The sequence below is a fragment of the Kastovskya adunca genome (assembly GCF_059505785.1).
This window is the reverse complement of sequence record NZ_JCACLG010000052.1, coordinates 82,419-99,332: the sequence shown is the minus strand read 5'-3', so window position 1 is coordinate 99,332 and position 16,914 is coordinate 82,419. Positions and strand designations below refer to the sequence as shown.

The following is a 16,914-nucleotide window of genomic DNA, read 5'->3' as shown; positions in this document are numbered from 1 at the left end:
GGATAATCCGAAGCTGAACAAATGACAGCCGCCGCCGTAATCAATGTATCCGCCCGTTCCTATTCCCTCAGTATTGGGGGCGCTGATTGCACTATCGCTCTCAAAACTGCGGCGGGGGGATACTCGCATTACGACCAATCCGGGCTGATTCTCCTCAACGCCAACTTTACCCTTGGGCCTGCCTTGGGCTTTGGCGAGAGCCTCAATGACCGCATTAACAATCGCTGGGCGCGGGGCAACAGGATTGACGTATTCATAAACAACTCCAGCACTCTAACGCGCGCTCCTGTATTAGGTTGGCTCTATATTCTCAGCTCCGAGTATGACGGAATTTCAGAACTTCGGATTGAAGCAGGATGCGCCCTCTCGCTGCTCAACTTTCGCACGCCTGCTGGGGAAGGAGCCTGCATCAAGTTAGGGCAAGCCACACAATTAGATTTAATCGCCTCCAAGCTTCTGAACAAGGCGGGGATGCCCTTGCCCTACAGTGGCGGCTTGGCGGGAGAATCGCTCAACATGCCCCTGCCTAAGCTCACCAATGAGAGCTATGTGAGCATGTTTGGAAAACTGTGCTGGGCGAATGGTCACGTCGGATACCAGTCCAAAGATGGGTTGATTAACGTCAAAAAGGCGAGTCTCTTTCCTCCGGCGCTACTACAGAAAAATGTCATCAGCCACGCCATTACCTACGACCGCCTCAGTGGTGCCGAAAGCCCCTGTGAGCGCATTGTGGTACATGGCATCCGCAAAAAAATTAAAGCATCCAAAGACAATGAATTTAACGACAGCAAGCGCTACGGCCCCGCCGCACTAGTCGATCCTCAAGCCTCCGATGGCGGCAAACTCATTTTGGTGGAAACCCACCAGCGCCAAGAAGAAATTAATCGGAAGGGTCGGATAAAAACCGTCACCGCCACCAAAAAGCAGCCACTAGGAATAGTCCTTCCTGAAAAGTTTCCCGGAAAGTACAGCTTCATTAACTCTGAGCAAATAGTTGAAAAGAGCTTCTACGAACTGCCGCCCCCTGGCGCTGATGAGTGCAACGAAATTGATGAAGGGAAGCTGATCAAAGTTGAGACAGAAATCTACCGCCCCAAAGGGGTGGTTTTGCGTGAGTGGCTTGCGGTTCAAGAAGCTCGTACGGATCAAAAGGTCATCGTTTCCGGGCTAGAGCGATTGGTTCTGGCGGAGAAACGGGTAACGAAGTACGAATACAACTTTAAAAAAGCTGTCGAGAAAAAACCTAACCTCTCGGTGGCTGTTTCCGGTGCGGGGGGTTGGAGTGTCATCGGCACGGGCAGCAACCAGGGGTTTATGCAGACAGAAGGGGGTGAATCAGTTCCGGCCCTGGTCATTGACACGCTCATTCAACGCCCAAGGGGATTCAACTTTCCCGATCTTGCCGATCCAGATGCTAACGGCGGCTTGGTGGTAATGAATCCCCTCGCCATGCAAAATAGCGAACGTCAGCGCCAGGAATGGCGACTGCTCAGGAGAAATCCTTCGGAGTGGGAATTTACAGAGTCTACTTCCCAGCTCTATGGAATTGCCCAGCCCGATACGATTGAGCTGCTCAAAGAGAAAGGAGTGGCGCAGATCCAGAGCCTGCGGGACTCCTTAATTACCATCCACAAACAGCCAGTAGTATCGAATTCCGGGCAGACTACGCCTCCCGCCCCGGAGCGCTTTTCGCCCGAGGTGGCAATTACAGAAGAACCGATTATAGAGGTCGTGCAATTTCCTCCGGTAGCTGGCAGTGGTTTCCGAGACAGAGAGCGGGAATATAGCGTTGATTCTGCCCTCGTCACGAGCGCGGCTCAACTGCAAAATATCGCCAAAATTGAAGGGGCGATCCTCTGGGGCCGACACAAGGGGCAAAGCTGCACGATTGATTTGGACGACGCGATCTTTAATGCCTCCCCCTTGGCTCGCTGTGATTGGACGGAACCCGATGGCAGCGCCCAAGCCTTCCTGATGGATGGACTCAGCATCGCCCTGACACCCACCAGATTCGCGGCTAGCTTCGACGGCATTTGGATTGGGCGGGTTAGTGCCAGTCCCTTCTACGGCAGCTCTGGCAATGTCGTTCTGCCCCCGTCCACTGAAGTCCTCATCCCGCCCTATACCTTGCCTACGGTCGTCAATCTGGGCAGCGGCTCTGGCTTCGATCTCCGATTCCTGCCCTACAATACCGCCGAAATCATTCAGGCATCCACACAACTGGGGAGTGGTTCCTTCTTCCGCTTGTTGAAGGATTGGCGCTACCTCGCAGCAAGGGATTGGGGTAACGTAACCGCAAACGAGTGGGGCGTAATGTATCCCACGCCAGAATTCCTTCTACCAAAACCCCTAGACTTAATCGGCAAAATTCAGGAAACGACGGGCACCATCACCTGTGGCACCTGCGCTCTAGGAACAGGTAAGGTGCTGATTTTCGAGCAATGGGAGCCATTGCAGGCTTACACCATCACGGTAGAACTCGATCCTGGATTGGGTGCAACAGTCGGCTCAGGAGTAGAAGTGCAGCGCTGGAGCGTTGAGCCTTATTGCCCACCGCCGCCATCCAACAATACCAACCCACCTTGGACGGGTCGCCATTGGGTAACGACGCTACCTGCGGGAGGTGGCAGCTTCCAGTTCGCCGTCCCCGCCGACTGTTACGGACTCTCAATTTTCATCCGTAACCCCAACAATAGCGATCGCTTCGACGCCGCTTGCTTGACCTGGAATCAAGCAACCAAAACCCTAACCGCCATGAGCTTTTAATCAATGAACCGCGATAACTTTATCTACCAATTGGCTCGCTGCGAAGTGGGCTGCTCTCTGTTTTTCCGCCGTGCGGCGATCCGTGCGTCTGAAGCCGGAGATGAATCGCTAGCAGCAATCCTTCATGAAACTGCCGATTCCGAGTACGACCACGCCAGGGCGTGGTACGAGCAACTTCGACACCTCCGCAAGTTCCCACCCCCTAAAGAAGAATTTCTTAGGGAGGCTTATGACGGCATTGGCGCTCATCGTCCGGAGGTAATCAAGAATTTGGAGATGCGATCGCCCAAGCGCCCAGATGCCCCTGAACTTTCCAGACGCTACCGTGCTTGCCAATTCTTCTTCAACGGGCGATCGGCGTGCGAATTAGACAACGCTGATCTGCTGGCGGTCATCGTCGTGGCTGAAGTGCTTGTCAGTGTGTTCTATTTTGTTATTGCTCCAATTGCGCCGCGAACCGCCTTGAATTTGGCGATTGAAGAGGCATTGCATTCTGGGGAATACAGAGTATTGATTGTCCAGCGATATGGCTGGCGCTCCATTGGGTTGATTGCGGGTTGGGCAATACGGGCGATCGCGGCAATCCTGATTCTAGGGTTTGAGTTAAGTGCTTTAAAGCAAAGCGGTTACGAGCGACCCTCACAGCCTGAAAACCTTACAAGGTAAGAAGAAAAGTCCTTAAAAGCAAATTCCAGGCCGTCACTAAAACTGAAAAATATAGACCTGACTATTCACCCAACGACTAAAGCAGGATGAGGTGACACTAAGCGCGATCTCACCCCCTCCTGACCCATGCCCGAAACTGGCTATGCCAACATCGCCGCAGATTTAACGCAGCTTAAAGCTATCCCCGCTTCAGAGCGGGTAGATAAATATTGCTTGCTGGTTCCTAGCGAGCGATCGTGGTTTCAATTCGTTGCCGATTCTGTCAGCAATGCGGATGGCATTTTGATCATCGCCCCAGATCAAGGTTCGGGTCGCTGGCATCGACTCAGCGTGACCGATCATGGAATGCTAGCGGGATTGGGGGACGACGATCATTCCCAGTACTACAATACCCAACGCCTCGATCAGTGGTTGTCCGCCAAAAGTACCAGCCACTTAGGAGAAGGTAGCAGGCTCTACTACACCGATACGAGAGTTAGCGCCAACAGTACGGTAACGGCAAACGCCAACCATCGAAATGCCGTAGGTGCGAACCCGCATGGTACTACCGCCGCTCAAGTCGGCGCAATTCCCTCTGCTGAAAAAGGAATTGCCAACGGGGTTGCCTCATTAGACTCTCAAGGGAAAGTGCCCAGCGCCCAACTACCTACCCTCTCAGATACTGAGACTCAACAGCGCACCATCGATCCAACCCTTGCCACGCCTGGAAATACCGGGAATTTAATGCAACTGCTGAGTTGGTTAGCAGGGCGAATCAGGTCAATTACCGGGAAACCCAACTGGTTTGATACCCCCGACACCACGCTTGCTGAGGCGGCAACTCACCACACGAGTACAGCTAATCCGCACGCTGTAACGGCAGCTCAAACTGGAGCCGACACCGTAGGAACGGCAGCGGCATACATGAATGCCCACACCAATGCGAGCCATCCGCATGGGCAGTACGCTTTTGGCACCGACTTGAGTACTCACAGCTCATCTAGCGGGAACGGCACGCACATCCCAACCGAGGGAATTGTAAATGCGAATATCTCCTCAACTGCCGCGATCGCAGAAAGCAAACTAACTCTAGCAAGTGATGCAGCGGCGAACGTGGCGAGTCGGCGGACACTGGGGACAGGGGCATCACAGGCGTGTGCGGGAAATGATATGAGACTGAACAATTCTCGTCCACCTGATGCCCATAAATCCAGCCATAAAACAGGAGGGACGGACGCGCTAACACCGACTGACATTGGGGCGATCGCTTCCTCTGAAAAAGGCGCGGCAAGTGGCATTGCGGTACTTGGTGCCGACCAAAAACTAGCCGACGCGCAAGTCCCCGGAGCCAATAAAATTGCTTTTACCCCTGCTGGAAATCTTGAAGCAACCACCGTGCAGGCGGCGGTTGCAGAATTGGACACCAAAAAGCAATTGAAGAGTCAGACTTTAACAGACCTTTCTGCTTTAACAACGACAAGTTTCGGAAGAAACTTACTGGCAAGAACTAGCGGAGCTAATGTCTACAGCTATTTAGGAGGTATTTCTTCTATAGCTAATGGATCTGGATATCACAAGTTACCTGATGGATGGCTTGTTCAAATCGGAAGCTATGTCGTCAGCCTTGACGCCAACGGGAATGGAACCTTGCTTTATCCGGTGAGCTTTACTGGATTCGTTGTCCCTGTAGTCTCCAACGGAGATACGGGGGTACTAGGGAGCAGCGTCTTTGCAATCGGGCCAGGCAGTACTCTAAATGATTGTAAAGTGACAGTGCGCCCTAATCCAGGCGCAGGTAACGTTCGTTTTAATTTAATTGCTGTAGGAATTTAAGTGGATAGCGAAATAAAGAAATACGCAGATATTGCTCCAAATACCAGAAAAATAAGAGGATTCTATTCCTCAGAAATCAATTTTTCAATTCCTAGTACGGCGATTGAGATTTCGGAGGAACAATGGCAGGATTGCGTAAGTAATCAAGGTAAATGGATGGGTAGCGAAGATTTAAAAGACTTGGTACTGGCACCTACTATCCCGCCACCGGAGCCAATCGCAATAGCTGATTACGCAGCTTTTAGATTTATGATCGTTACCCACTCTGCTTATGAGCGAGTAATGGATTCACTCGCATCTGTTTCCCCAACGCGGAACAACACAGTTTCTCAGGCGTGGGGAAAGGCAGAGGATGGAGAGTCTTTAGCTATAGCTGTTGCTCTTTGGAACAAATTCATTCCGTCAATCGCCCAATTGACAAGTGCGGAAATAGAGAAGTGGCAGGCGATCGCCGATGAAAATAATATTCCAATTAAAATTAACCCAGATACCTCAATCACTGTGGTAAAGGAGTAGATTGATGCCAGATACAGGAGGATATTTCCAAGCAGGAATCCAGGAAAAAGAGTTAGTTTTCTGGGGGTCTGGAACCTTCCGCCTTTTATTGTGCGAATCCGCGTTGTGGACGCCGGAAACCGCTACACTCCAACAAGTCCTAGATTCTGAATTTATCGAGCAATTTGGTTACTCTAGAAAACTTCTTAACCCTGGCACAGGCACCTGGAGTAGCACCAATCGCCGCGAGGAAAGATTAGATTCTCAGTCTCAATCTGCCATCGGAGGCGGACTCTTAGTGGATGGACTCGCCATCCTGAAAAACGCCAGTGCCAAAGCAAACCTGCCTCTCATCGTCGATTCTGGCAGCAACACCTTCACCACCCCTGTTGCTCACGGTCTGGCCGCCAATGAGCTAATACTAATCACCTCAAATATTGCACTCCCCGGAGGCGTGATAGAAAACCAAATCTATTACGCCTCCAACCCATCTGGACCGACTTTCCAAATTGCTGCCACGCCAGGGGGTGCAGCAATCGATTTAACCGACAACGGATCGGGCAACATTTATCTGCGCTACGCTAGCGGGAAGCTAATTGCTTGGGCAAAGTTCGATCCGCCTAAGCAAATCGCCGATGGTGCCTCTGGGCAATTTCTCCTCAATTTCGCAGGTTTGAATTCTGGATATGTCGCAGGAATCTGATGAGGCAGCAAGGCTGGCAGAAGAGCAAAAAGCAAAATCGCGCCAGATATATATTCAGAAAGCCGTGCAGCGTCAGCGACAGAATGACAACGCTACGCAGCCAACAACCTACAAAGGATACAACTCCCGCACAGGAGAATCTCTAATCCAGGGAGCAAACGGCGGTCAAGTAACGGCAAGTAATATCAGCAACGGGTTGGTACAACCCGGCGACACGATTCAAAAGCGCGGACGCTTTGCTGACTGGATGCCGCGAGTCCCCGCATCTGAAGTGACCGAGGAGGAAAAACGCACCAAAAATGAACCAGCCTTCTCAATTGCATTTCTCCTCAAGAAGCAGTACGAAAGACCCACAGCAGTTGAGTGCAGTTGTGCTGCATGGGAAAGGGCAGCAGACAAAGAAGATGGTACCGGAGTCTGCCAGCAAGTCTGCACTTCGACCCCGCTCAGCGACCCCGGCAGTGGAAGCTATGATTCTCTCAATACCTGCATTGAAGAAGAAACAATCAAGCGCCAGGAAAAGTACCAACAAGCCCTCGACTCCTACACCGAAGCAGAGGCAACAAAGCAACAGCAGTACCAAGATGAGCTTGCCGCCTACAACTACGCCAGAGGGCCAGGGTATCAACTGGCACTTCAAGAGTGGGAAAAGGGCAAAGCTGATTTTGATAAGTTCTTCGCTGATGCGATCGCCGGATTGAGGAATAGGAAAATTACCGAGTCTCCCAAGCCACCGGCGTTTGGCGTAGCAGCCTCAGCCTGCTTCATCGGCGACTTCTATCGCGGCCCTTATATCAACCCCACCCCTGAACCGACCAAACCACCCGAAACAAAGACTGTATCCACGAGAACTTCAATTCGGTATCCCCCAACAAACAGCACAGCCTTTGTAGATGGAACAGAGTCGCGCAAGAAGTCTTTCTGGACAATTTTTGGGATAGAAATTCTTGCTCCTCAACTCGACCCCCAACCAGCAGACTGGGACGTTTACTTTCCCAGCCGTCACCCAGAGGCTTGCACCTCTGCTTGCCAACTAGGCTGCCTGGTTGGAGTTAATTACTTCACGATAGGCCCCTACGCCGCCTATCGTGCTGGACGGACTGAAGCCGGGGAGTATAAGCGAATTGGCGATCCTAACGTGCCTTGGCCTGACCTCAGTGTCGAAGAAGTTACCGATCTCACCATCACCAACATCACAGTCCCTCCTTACCCAATCAAAAAACCGGAACCCCCATCAGGCCCACCCCCAGAGCCTCCAGTACCGGGAGTCCCACCCCTAGCACCCAAATCGGTGGTGGAAGAAAAGCCCACTAAACTGACAAATGCCTTCTATTTGGCGAAGCCGGGTTTCTCTCCCGAACTCCTTTTAGAACTAACTGACGATGATCCTTATGAAGCCTTTGTTACCTTATCTAAATCCAGTGGCATTATCGTTTTTAAGCGAGGCCAGGAAAAAGAAGAGCAAGAAGAACAGGGACACTGGTGCAAAATAACAAGCTTTGTTATTTCAAAGGAACCTTTATTTGCAACAACTTACGAATATCCCTCTAGCCTCACCACTGAACTAGAAAAAAACTGGCAACTGCCTTGGCTCAACTACAAAATTGAACCCGATTTAGAAACTCTCAGCCCTTGCCTCAAGCACTTTGCTGTTGGAGAAGAAGGCAGGTTGAATAGCTTTCTCAATTTGAGCGATTCCCAAGCAATTACGATCGCTCCAAGACAAACAGTTAAAGTCAAACCAAAGGGCAAAGATTCTCAGACACTACCCTTGCTTGAAGCTCTATTTCGGCCAGACGCCACACTGGAAATCATGGTAACAGCCACTCCTTACCAAGAAGGAGTGGCTTGCAACGTAAAAAAGCCAGAAGAATTTAGCTTTAAGATCAAATCCCTTTTAAAGAGCGATTTGGTTGCCGACGACACCCTAAAGCTAATTGCCGCCAGTCCTATAATCTCAACGAAACTAAAAAACTAAAATGACCTGTCCTTTCCAAAACCCCTGCGATGATAGCTGCTCAAGTCTAGCGATTTGTCTAGCTGAGAGCCAAAAGAACAATAGCCGCGATCGGCGATCACGAGGGGTCGTGGCGGCTCAGACTGCCACTGATAACCAACAGGAATTTACAGGGCGGTACGTCGGTTTCAACTGCACGACAGGAAACCATGTTTGCGCGCTGCCCAGTGGTGGGAAGGTCGAAAGTGCCTCAATCACAAACGGATTAATCCAAGGCGATCGCCCCGTTACCGTGAACATTCCTCAAGGGAGCGATCGAGGCATGATGGATGCAATGCCGCGTTGATTGATTAATCATTCTATTTGTCATCAGTTAATCAATCTATGTGTCACCGTACAGCTACAGCTGGTGTTCCTCAACTTCCTCAGGGAGATTTGCTGCATCATAAGTTTGGAGTAGTGGATGCAAGTACGGTCGTTACTGGCTCCCACAACTGGTCGCAAGCCGCCAATAATCTCAATGATGAAACGTTACTGATCATTCAAAGCGCGACTGTTGCTGCCCATTTTGAGCGGGAATTTGGGCGGCTTTATGCGAGGGCTGTGCTGGGGGTACCCGTGAAAGTACAGCAGAAAATTCAGGCACAGCAGCAAGAATGCCCCGCTGTGGAATCCCGTCCTTCTAGTCCCAGTAATGCGCCAGCAGTGGGGCAACTGGTGAACCTTAACACCGCTAGCCAAGAGGAATTAGAGACGTTACCAGGGGTAGGGCCAAAGTTAGCGCAGGAAATTATTCGCGCTCGTCAGCAGCAACCTTTTGGCTCGGTAGAAGACTTTGATCGGGTGCCAGGAGTAGGGCCAACTCTGTTAGAAAAGTTAGAGGGTCGAATTAGTTGGTAAACCTCTATTTTTTTATACTAATTCTCTAAATGCTTGCTACAGATCCTTTTCTTGCTTCCCTTTTTAACCCTGTTGGGGGGATCTATGTGTAGCTTCTTAAAAGGGAAATGGTATTACAGTATCAGAGCCTAAGGCGAGACAAACATAAAATTGAAGCAGCGGATCAAACTCCCGTTCCTGTTGCCTTTTGCTCTCTGTGTGGTTTTAACAATAGACTTCTTGCATGAATTGGAATTACCCACCTTAATATCTCCTTGGTAAGGGGGGGGAAACTATCTCCCTCCCCTTGCCAAGGGGAGGGTTGGGGAGGAGTCTAGAGGATTTGTGCAAGAGGTCTAATAAGCGAAGGGAAGCTCTTAATTTAACTCTCACCTGAAAGGCGATGTTGACACGTTTCAAAAAGCGGAATTTATTGGCGGGGCTTTGTTTTGCTGCTCTGCTCTTACTGTTCGTGCTGCCAGTCTTTTCTCCTGGAGCCGCCTCCTCAATTTTGGAGTCTCGCGTATCGCGTTTAGAAGCCGATAATGCTCAACTGCGATCGCAACTCAGTCGCTTGGAGTCTCAAGTATCCCGACTTAGTGGGTTAGAGTCCTCAAATGTCAGAGATAATCAACCGAGATTATCCGCTCCTGCACCCGTTCCTCCTTCCCCTAGACAACTGCCGAGTAACGATCCCATGTTCGATCGCTTGGCAACGTTGGTTATTGAACTAAAAGAGCGAGTAGTTCGCTTAGAAAAGCGGCTCGATGAGCTATTCTAGCGGCATTAAACCCTACGACAGTCATTCATTCGCGGCGGCTAGTCGCTAGGAGGCAAACACTCTTGAATATCGGCAAATGGATTGGCTTGTTTACCTTTTTTGTTTCTTTGTATATCCTGTGGCAAATTCGAGAGGTACTGCTACTGGTATTTGCCGCTGTCGTCATCGCCAATGCGTTAAGTATTCTGGTGCAGAGATTTCACCAGTCGGGGATGAAGCGGGTTTTTGCGGTTGTGCTGGCGCTGCTGCTACTATTTGGCGTTTTGGTGGGTTTTTTCTGGCTGATTGTGCCGCCTTTTGCTGACCAGTTTCAACAGCTCATGGAGTTAGTTCCTCAAGGGATACGACGGTTAAGCATTTGGTTTGAGGTGCTACAAGCGCGTATATCCCCGCAATTAATGGAGTATATTCCCAGCATTGACCAACTCATTCAACAACTACAACCTTTAGTCAATCAGCTATTAGGTGGTGGGCTGACTATTTTCTCTACCTCATTGGGTTTTTTGGTGCGGTTACTGCTGGTGCTCGTTTTGACGCTAATGCTACTCGCCCAGCCAGCCGCTTACCGCCAGAGCTTCATACGGCTTTTTCCTTCGTTTTATCGCCGCCGAGTTGATCAAATTTTGCTTCAATGCCAGGTAGGGTTGCGCGGGTGGATGGTGGGCATTCTCTTCAATATGCTCGTCATTGGGTTAATGAGTTTTGTCGGTTTGGTGATTTTGAGAGTGCCGCTAGCATTGGCGCAGGCATCTCTAGCAGGAATCTTGACGTTTATTCCTAATATTGGGCCCGTGTTAAGTGTAATCCCGCCGATGGCGATCGCTTTACTTGAAACTCCTTGGAAAGCGCTTGCTGTACTGATTCTCTATATCGTGATTCAGCAGATTGAATCTAATTTTCTTACTCCCTATGTAATGGCACATCAGGTATCGTTATTACCTGCTGTGACTTTAATCGCTCAGGTCTTTTTTGCCACGTTCTTCGGCTTTTTGGGATTACTACTGGCTTTGCCCCTAGCGGTTGTCGGTCAAGTTTGGCTTCGGGAAGTGATCATCAAAGATATTCTCGATCAATGGCATTCCCACGACAAACAGCTCAAGGAAGAAGTAGTATTGGTTTCTGAAAATTTAGTAGTGCCTAAGCCTTCTAGCCCAACTAAGGATGCAACGGAAGAATGTTCTATCGTTTACGACAAACCAAGTTTGGATGAGGCGGATGAGAAGTCGTAATGCGAACTATTGCTGAAATCAACGACAAAATTAGCCGCCAGTCGGCGGTAGTGCGGACAGTAACCGAATTAAAAGTACGAGTTGCCGAAGTCGGAGTTACTCAAGCGGCAAAGGAAACTGATGTCATTACCACTGGCACCTTTGAGCCGATGGAATCTTCGGGGGCGATGATCAACTTAGGGCATACCGACCCACCGATCAAAATTCGCAAGTGCTGGTTAGATGGCGTTCCTGCCTATGCTGGCTTTGGAGCCGTGGATTTGTATCTGGGGGCAACTCAGATGGTGGATTATACGGGCATGGGTGACATTCCTGATGTGGAAGAGTCAAAGGAACGGGGCGGGGGTCATGTGATTGAAGACCTGATTGCGGGGAAGGCGATACAGCTACGCGCGACTGGACAGGTAACCGATTGCTACCCTAGAGCCTCGTTTGAAACGACAATTACCCGCGAGACGATTAATCAGTTTTACCTGTTTAATCCCCGTAATTTATATCAAAATTTTATTGTGGGAGTAAATGGAGGCGATCGCCCTCTCTTCACCTACTTGGGCCCCTTACAACCCCGACTCTCCAACGCCGTCTACTCTAACCCCGGTGCGATTTCCCCCCTTCTCAACGATCCCGACCTCCAGCTTGTGGGCATCGGCACCCAAATTTTTCTCGGTGGTGCTATTGGCTATATCGCCTGGGAAGGCACCCAACACTTCCCGCTACAAAAACGCCTTCCTAACCGCACTCCTGTAGGCCCAGCCGCCACTCTTGCCTTGATTGGAGATGCCAAGCAGATGCATCCCCAGTGGGTCAGGGGATGTTACTTCAAAAACTACGGCCCGTCCCTAATGCTAGGGGTGGGCGTGCCGTTGCCCGTATTGAATGCAGAAGTGGTCAAACGTTGTGCTGTCCAAGACAAAGACATTGTCGCTCCGGTGGTGGATTTTTCCATCCCTCGCCGCGTTCGTCCGACCTTTGGTTTAGTAAGTTACGCCCAGCTCAAAACAGGTCGCATCACTATTGAGGGCAAGTCGGTGAGAGCTGCTCCCCTCGCCTCACTGTTTCGCTCGCAACAAGTTGCACTCTCGTTGAAGCAGTGGATAGAACGGGGCGAATTTATGCTGACTGAGCCTGTCGCCACCATTCCCACAGACCGCTCATTTTTACCGCAAGACCGCTGGGGTTCGCAAATTAGCTTGGAGTGAGGGGAAAGGATGAAGGCTTCGACGTGAGCTCAGCCGAACGTATGAAGTATGAAGTATGAAATTACTAATTAACGTAGTAGCTTTGACGCGCTACTACCTGTCGTTCAACCCAACCTACGGGCGATTGCGATCGCACTGGGATGTAACCCTGAAGAGGGATACCTTGCCCACAAAAAAAGGAGCCATATTTGACTCCTTTTCTCTTCGATCTTTGGCAAATCTACTTCACGGTGACTTTTGCACCAGCTTCTTCCAACTGCTTCTTGGCATCCTCTGCCGCATCTTTGGTGATCGCTTCTTTAACTGGCTTGGGTGCAGATTCCACCATATCCTTGGCTTCTTTCAAACCCAGACCAGTCATGGTGCGGACGACTTTGAGAATAGCAATCTTCTTGTCAGCTGGAACTTCTTCCAGGATGACATCGAATTCTGTTTGCACTTCCTCTGGTTCAGCAGCAGCAGCGCCACCAGGAGCCATCATCATCATGCCACCAGCGGGAGCAGCGGCACTGACACCAAAGGCTTCTTCAATTTGCTTGACGAGATCGGCTGCTTCCAACAGAGACAGTGATTTTAGCTTTTCCAGAATTTCGTCGGTTGCTGTAGACATGGAATTTAGTCCTATTGTTGTAGTTAATGTTCTAGTTGTTGTTGGAGGTGTTTTGCCTCACTCAGTCTGAAGCGGCGTCATCAGAAGTGCCTTCTTCTTTCTCAGAAATTGCCTTGATGCTTCTACCCAAGGAAGCAGGAACTTCGTTGATGCCCACGGCAATCTTGGTCGCCAAGGCATTGATTGCACCAGCGATTTGAGCAATGAGCTGCTCTTTCGAGGGCAAGTCACCAATCGCCTTAACTTCAGCTTCGGTGAGGGCGCGACCTTCCATAACGCCGCCTCGAAGCTCGGTCTTCTTAGACGCTTTCTGGAAGTCTTGGTAAGCCTTAACGGCACCACCGATATCTTCTTTAACCAGCATGAAGGCAGAAGACCCAGCCAGAAAGTTCGACATCGGTTGCCAGGCTTCGTCACCCTCGATTGCCAGACCCATCAGGGTGTTCTTCGTCACCTTACAAACGGTGCCTGTTGGACGCAGGCGATCGCGTAAATCTTTGATTTCGGCAACGGTTAGACCTTGATAGTCAACGACAAAAGCGAGTTGAGCCTCACCCAATGCTTCTTTGAGTTCCGCTACGATCGCTTTTTTATTTTCTAGGGTTCTTCCCATCTCTGTTTCACCTCCTTATATAAACGTGCAAAATTGACAAGTTTGGATATTGCAGCCGTTTGACCTGCCTAAAAACAAAACCTCGGACGCCATGCCGAGGTTACGCTTTTCATCATGAATGCCATGCCACTGAAGTTAATGCTGGTGGCACAGCCGATGGAAGGGCGTTGACCTCGGCAGGCTATTTAAGCAATTACTTGCTCCTGCTGTCTTTGGCACAAGCCAATTTAATTTTTAGCGGTCAATGAGAGAAGGGCTAAAGATTATAATCTAACACTACTCGTTTAGGCAGCATCACCAAGTTTCAAGTCGCGCAGGGTGCTGATGTCAACTTCAATTGACGGCCCCATAGTGGCAGATATGAATATACTCCGCCAGTAACGACCTTTAGCACCTGAAGGACGGTTACGGTCGATGGTTTCCTGCAGTGCCTTGAGATTAACCAGCAAGTCTTCTGCCGGAAAAGATGCCTTGCCAAACATAACATGAACGATGCCAGTTCGGTCAGCCCGGAACTCTAGTTTACCAGCTTTGAATTCTTCAATCGCCTGTGCCAGGTTGAAAGTAACTGTTCCCCCTTTGGGCGAGGGCATCAATCCCCGTGGGCCCAAAAGACGACCTAGCTTTGCCACCTGCGGCATCATATCCGGTGTGGCAATCAGGAGGTCAAAGTCCATCATCCCTTTTTGGATGTCTTCGATCAACTCTTCAGAGCCAACAACATCAGCACCAGAGCTGCTGGCTTCATTAACTTTTTCACCTTTGGCGATGACAGCTACCCGCACCGTCTGACCTGTACCTTTGGGAAGAGCAACGGTTGTTCGTAGCTGTTGGTCGGTGTATTTGGGGTCAATTCCTAGGCGGATATGGGCTTCGGCAGATTCTGGAAACCTTGCCGTAGCCGTCTCTTTGAGCAGGTTAAGTCCTTCTAAAGGTTCGTAAGGACGTTCTTCAACCTTTTGAGTGAGTTCCTGTAGTCGGCGTGATAGTTTTTTTGTCATGTATCTCCTGGGGTGCCTAGCGAAGCGTTGCTTCTCCCCCTGTAAGGTTTGCTTACTTGAAATTCTAATCGTGCCTAAAACGGGCGTTTAGTCAGCGACCTTTACACCCATATTCCGGGCAGTGCCTTCAACAATTTTCATTGCTGCTTCAATATCATTAGCATTGAGGTCAGGCATTTTGGTTTGGGCAATTTCTTGCAACTGAGTGCGAGTAATTGAGCCAACGTTCTTTTTATTAGGTTCGCTGGAACCTCTTTCGATTCCTGCGGCTTTCCGAATCAGTACGGAGGCGGGAGGCGTTTTGAGGATAAAGGAAAAACTTCGATCCTCATACACCGAGATTTCCGCTGGCACAATCATGCCAGCTTGATCAGAGGTTTTGGCGTTGTACTCTTTGCAGAACGCCATGATGTTAACCCCATGCTGACCGAGTGCCGGACCAACTGGGGGTGCAGGGTTGGCTTTCCCGGCTGGGAGAGCCAACTTAATTATTGCAACGACTTTTTTTGCCATTTCTAGCCTGTTTTTTCGATCTGGTTAAATTCCAATTCTACTGGCGTGTCGCGCCCGAAGATTGAGAGTAAGGCTTTCAGCTTGCTCCTTTCAGGGCTTACTTCAATCACTTCTCCCTCAAAATCTTTAAATGGCCCAGAAAGCACGATGATTTTGTCTCCAATTGACATATCAAACTTGACAACTGGCTCTTGCTCTTGGGCTTGTTTAAAGATGCGTTCGACTTCGCCAAGACTCAGTGGCACGGGTTTGACGTGACCACGCCCTCGCCCGTAGCGGCGTTTTTGTTCTGCCCCAACAAAGTTGATCACGTTAGGAGTGTTTTTGACGACCTGCCAAGCATCATCGTCCATCACCATTTTGATCAACACGTAGCCAGGAAAAACTTTTTCTTCGGTATGCTGCCGAGATCCATCTTTACGGATTTTGACAGTCGGCGTCTGAGGAATCTGTACTTTCAAGATCCGGTCAGCAACATCCAGCGTTTGAATTCGCTGTTCTAGGTTCGTCTTGACCCGCTTTTCACAACCAGAAGCTACCTGAACCGCATACCAGTGAGGCCTAGTAGAGGTCTCTGGTTGTTGATTGGTATCATTGGGTTCGTCTGCGGCAAAACTCATTAAAACACCTTTCCTGACAGCCAAACGAAGAAATTATCTACTAAATAAATCAAGGTCGCAGAGGCAACCACCATCAAGATAACAGCTGCTGATTCGCTCAGTAATTGCTGGCGACTTGGCCAAACTACTTTGCTCAGTTCTTCTTTAGTTTCCTGAAAAAACTTTACAGAGTTAAATCCTGATGAGGCTTCTTTGGTTTCTGGTTCAGTTTTAGTTTTCTTCGCCACAATTTTTGCTTTCCCCCGTTAATACAGTTGTGAGGTTGCTTCTGGTGGGATGAAACCAGACTCACAAAACAATTCTACCCGAAAGAGATCGACATCAAGCCAATCAGGCAGGCGATCGTGCCTTCGGGCAGAATTGTAGTTGATTAATCAGAGCGCGCCCTGGAGGACTTGAACCCCCGACATCAGGTTTTGGAGACCTGCGTTCTACCAACTGAACTAAGAGCGCACAGCTTGACGGGAGTTTTGGATTTATACTCCTGTGTATTTTATTTTAACGTAATTGTGGCACCAACTCAAAACTGATTAAATTGAGATTAGATTCCCCGGTCGAAACGCTGCTTGACGCGAGTGGCTTTACCGATGCGATCGCGTAGGTAATACAACTTCGCTCGACGCACTTTACCGCGACGGATAATCTTGATGCTCTCAACCCGAGGGGAGTGTAGCAGGAAGACCCGCTCAACACCTATCCCTTGAAAGATTTTCCGGACGGTGACCGTTTCGTTGATGCCACCATTTCGCATGGCAATCACTGTGCCTTCATAAGGCTGTATCCGTTCCTTGCCGCCTTCTCGAATGCGGACTCCTACCCGAACAGTATCGCCCACATGGATAGTAGGCAAATCGGATTTTAGCTGTTCCGATTCAATTGAGTTGATGATATTTTGCGCTGGCACTTTCATCTGATTCTAAGAAAAGTCACAGCCTCCTATCTTACCGCTAAAACTCAGTCTGTGTCTAGACTTTACTCCCACTCCTGGCAACTTTTATTTTTATCCGGGCAAAAATCATCCCTTAATCTCTCAATCTTCCATCTCGTCGGAGGAAAAAAGAAAATGCCCT

The 16,914-nt window shown here is 49.7% G+C and carries 17 protein-coding genes, 1 tRNA gene, 1 pseudogene and 1 other annotated feature; of the genes and pseudogenes, 11 read left to right on the top strand and 8 right to left on the bottom strand.

Going from position 1 to position 16,914, the window contains the following annotated elements; genetic code table 11:
* Window positions 1–21: 21 nt before the first annotated feature.
* The 11 genes and pseudogenes from AC5JR3_RS20290 to AC5JR3_RS20240 all read left to right on the top strand — a co-directional run bounded on the left by AC5JR3_RS20290 (window position 22) and on the right by AC5JR3_RS20240 (window position 12,487).
* Window positions 22–2,766: a hypothetical protein gene (locus tag AC5JR3_RS20290; protein ID WP_495848376.1), complete on the top strand. Its 2,745-nt coding sequence runs from the start codon at window positions 22–24 to the stop codon at window positions 2,764–2,766.
* A 3-nt stretch (window positions 2,767–2,769) separates the two neighbouring features.
* Window positions 2,770–3,432 carry a hypothetical protein gene (locus AC5JR3_RS20285; RefSeq protein WP_495848375.1) on the top strand — a complete coding sequence of 221 codons (663 nt, stop codon included), beginning with the start codon at window positions 2,770–2,772 and terminating at the stop codon, window positions 3,430–3,432.
* 126 nt (window positions 3,433–3,558) lie between these two features.
* On the top strand, window positions 3,559–5,244 hold the full coding sequence (locus AC5JR3_RS20280; protein WP_495848374.1) for a hypothetical protein: 1,686 nt from the start codon (window positions 3,559–3,561) through the stop codon (window positions 5,242–5,244).
* Window positions 5,245–5,760: a hypothetical protein gene (locus tag AC5JR3_RS20275; protein ID WP_495848373.1), complete on the top strand. Its 516-nt coding sequence runs from the start codon at window positions 5,245–5,247 to the stop codon at window positions 5,758–5,760.
* A gap of 4 nt (window positions 5,761–5,764) precedes the next feature.
* Window positions 5,765–6,442 carry a hypothetical protein gene (locus AC5JR3_RS20270; RefSeq protein WP_495848372.1) on the top strand — a complete coding sequence of 226 codons (678 nt, stop codon included), beginning with the start codon at window positions 5,765–5,767 and terminating at the stop codon, window positions 6,440–6,442.
* The gene (locus AC5JR3_RS20265) at window positions 6,426–8,420 is read left to right on the top strand and encodes a hypothetical protein (protein WP_495848371.1); all 1,995 of its coding nucleotides are present in this window, start codon (window positions 6,426–6,428) and stop codon (window positions 8,418–8,420) included. The genes AC5JR3_RS20270 and AC5JR3_RS20265 overlap by 17 nt, the downstream gene beginning before the upstream one ends.
* A gap of 1 nt (window position 8,421) precedes the next feature.
* Window positions 8,422–8,745 carry a hypothetical protein gene (locus AC5JR3_RS20260; protein WP_495848370.1) on the top strand — a complete coding sequence of 108 codons (324 nt, stop codon included), beginning with the start codon at window positions 8,422–8,424 and terminating at the stop codon, window positions 8,743–8,745.
* Window positions 8,746–8,774: 29 nt separating this feature from the next.
* Window positions 8,775–9,299, top strand: a pseudogene (locus AC5JR3_RS20255) (DUF655 domain-containing protein); the annotation flags it as partial.
* A gap of 382 nt (window positions 9,300–9,681) precedes the next feature.
* Window positions 9,682–10,059, top strand: a complete 378-nt coding sequence (locus AC5JR3_RS20250) for a hypothetical protein (protein ID WP_495848369.1) — start codon at window positions 9,682–9,684, stop codon at window positions 10,057–10,059.
* Between the two features lie 62 nt (window positions 10,060–10,121).
* Window positions 10,122–11,288, top strand: coding sequence for an AI-2E family transporter (locus AC5JR3_RS20245; protein ID WP_495848368.1), 1,167 nt, complete (start codon window positions 10,122–10,124; stop codon window positions 11,286–11,288).
* On the top strand, window positions 11,288–12,487 hold the full coding sequence (locus AC5JR3_RS20240) for a homocysteine biosynthesis protein (RefSeq protein WP_495848367.1): 1,200 nt from the start codon (window positions 11,288–11,290) through the stop codon (window positions 12,485–12,487). Before AC5JR3_RS20245 ends, AC5JR3_RS20240 begins: the two co-directional genes overlap by 1 nt.
* 220 nt (window positions 12,488–12,707) lie before the next feature.
* Here AC5JR3_RS20240 and rplL read toward each other — a convergent pair whose 3' ends face one another.
* The 8 genes from rplL to rplS form a co-directional block, all read right to left on the bottom strand.
* Window positions 12,708–13,097, bottom strand: a complete 390-nt coding sequence (gene rplL / locus AC5JR3_RS20235; protein WP_495848366.1) for a 50S ribosomal protein L7/L12 — start codon at window positions 13,095–13,097, stop codon at window positions 12,708–12,710.
* A 61-nt stretch (window positions 13,098–13,158) separates the two neighbouring features.
* Window positions 13,159–13,710, bottom strand: a complete 552-nt coding sequence (rplJ, locus tag AC5JR3_RS20230; protein ID WP_495848365.1) for a 50S ribosomal protein L10 — start codon at window positions 13,708–13,710, stop codon at window positions 13,159–13,161.
* A 65-nt stretch (window positions 13,711–13,775) separates the two neighbouring features.
* Window positions 13,776–13,944: a sequence feature (ribosomal protein L10 leader region), on the bottom strand.
* Between the two features lie 50 nt (window positions 13,945–13,994).
* Window positions 13,995–14,711, bottom strand: coding sequence for a 50S ribosomal protein L1 (rplA, locus tag AC5JR3_RS20225; RefSeq protein ID WP_495848364.1), 717 nt, complete (start codon window positions 14,709–14,711; stop codon window positions 13,995–13,997).
* Window positions 14,712–14,798: 87 nt separating this feature from the next.
* On the bottom strand, window positions 14,799–15,224 hold the full coding sequence (rplK, locus tag AC5JR3_RS20220) for a 50S ribosomal protein L11 (RefSeq protein ID WP_495848363.1): 426 nt from the start codon (window positions 15,222–15,224) through the stop codon (window positions 14,799–14,801).
* Between the two features lie 2 nt (window positions 15,225–15,226).
* The gene (gene nusG, locus AC5JR3_RS20215) at window positions 15,227–15,844 is read right to left on the bottom strand and encodes a transcription termination/antitermination protein NusG (protein ID WP_495848362.1); all 618 of its coding nucleotides are present in this window, start codon (window positions 15,842–15,844) and stop codon (window positions 15,227–15,229) included.
* On the bottom strand, window positions 15,844–16,071 hold the full coding sequence (gene secE, locus AC5JR3_RS20210) for a preprotein translocase subunit SecE (protein WP_495848361.1): 228 nt from the start codon (window positions 16,069–16,071) through the stop codon (window positions 15,844–15,846). The genes nusG and secE overlap by 1 nt, the downstream gene beginning before the upstream one ends.
* A 153-nt stretch (window positions 16,072–16,224) precedes the next feature.
* Window positions 16,225–16,297, bottom strand: a tRNA-Trp gene (locus tag AC5JR3_RS20205).
* Window positions 16,298–16,385: 88 nt separating this feature from the next.
* Entirely contained in the window at window positions 16,386–16,748 is a 363-nt protein-coding gene (gene rplS / locus AC5JR3_RS20200) for a 50S ribosomal protein L19 (RefSeq protein WP_495848443.1), read from the bottom strand.
* Window positions 16,749–16,914: the final 166 nt, after the last annotated feature.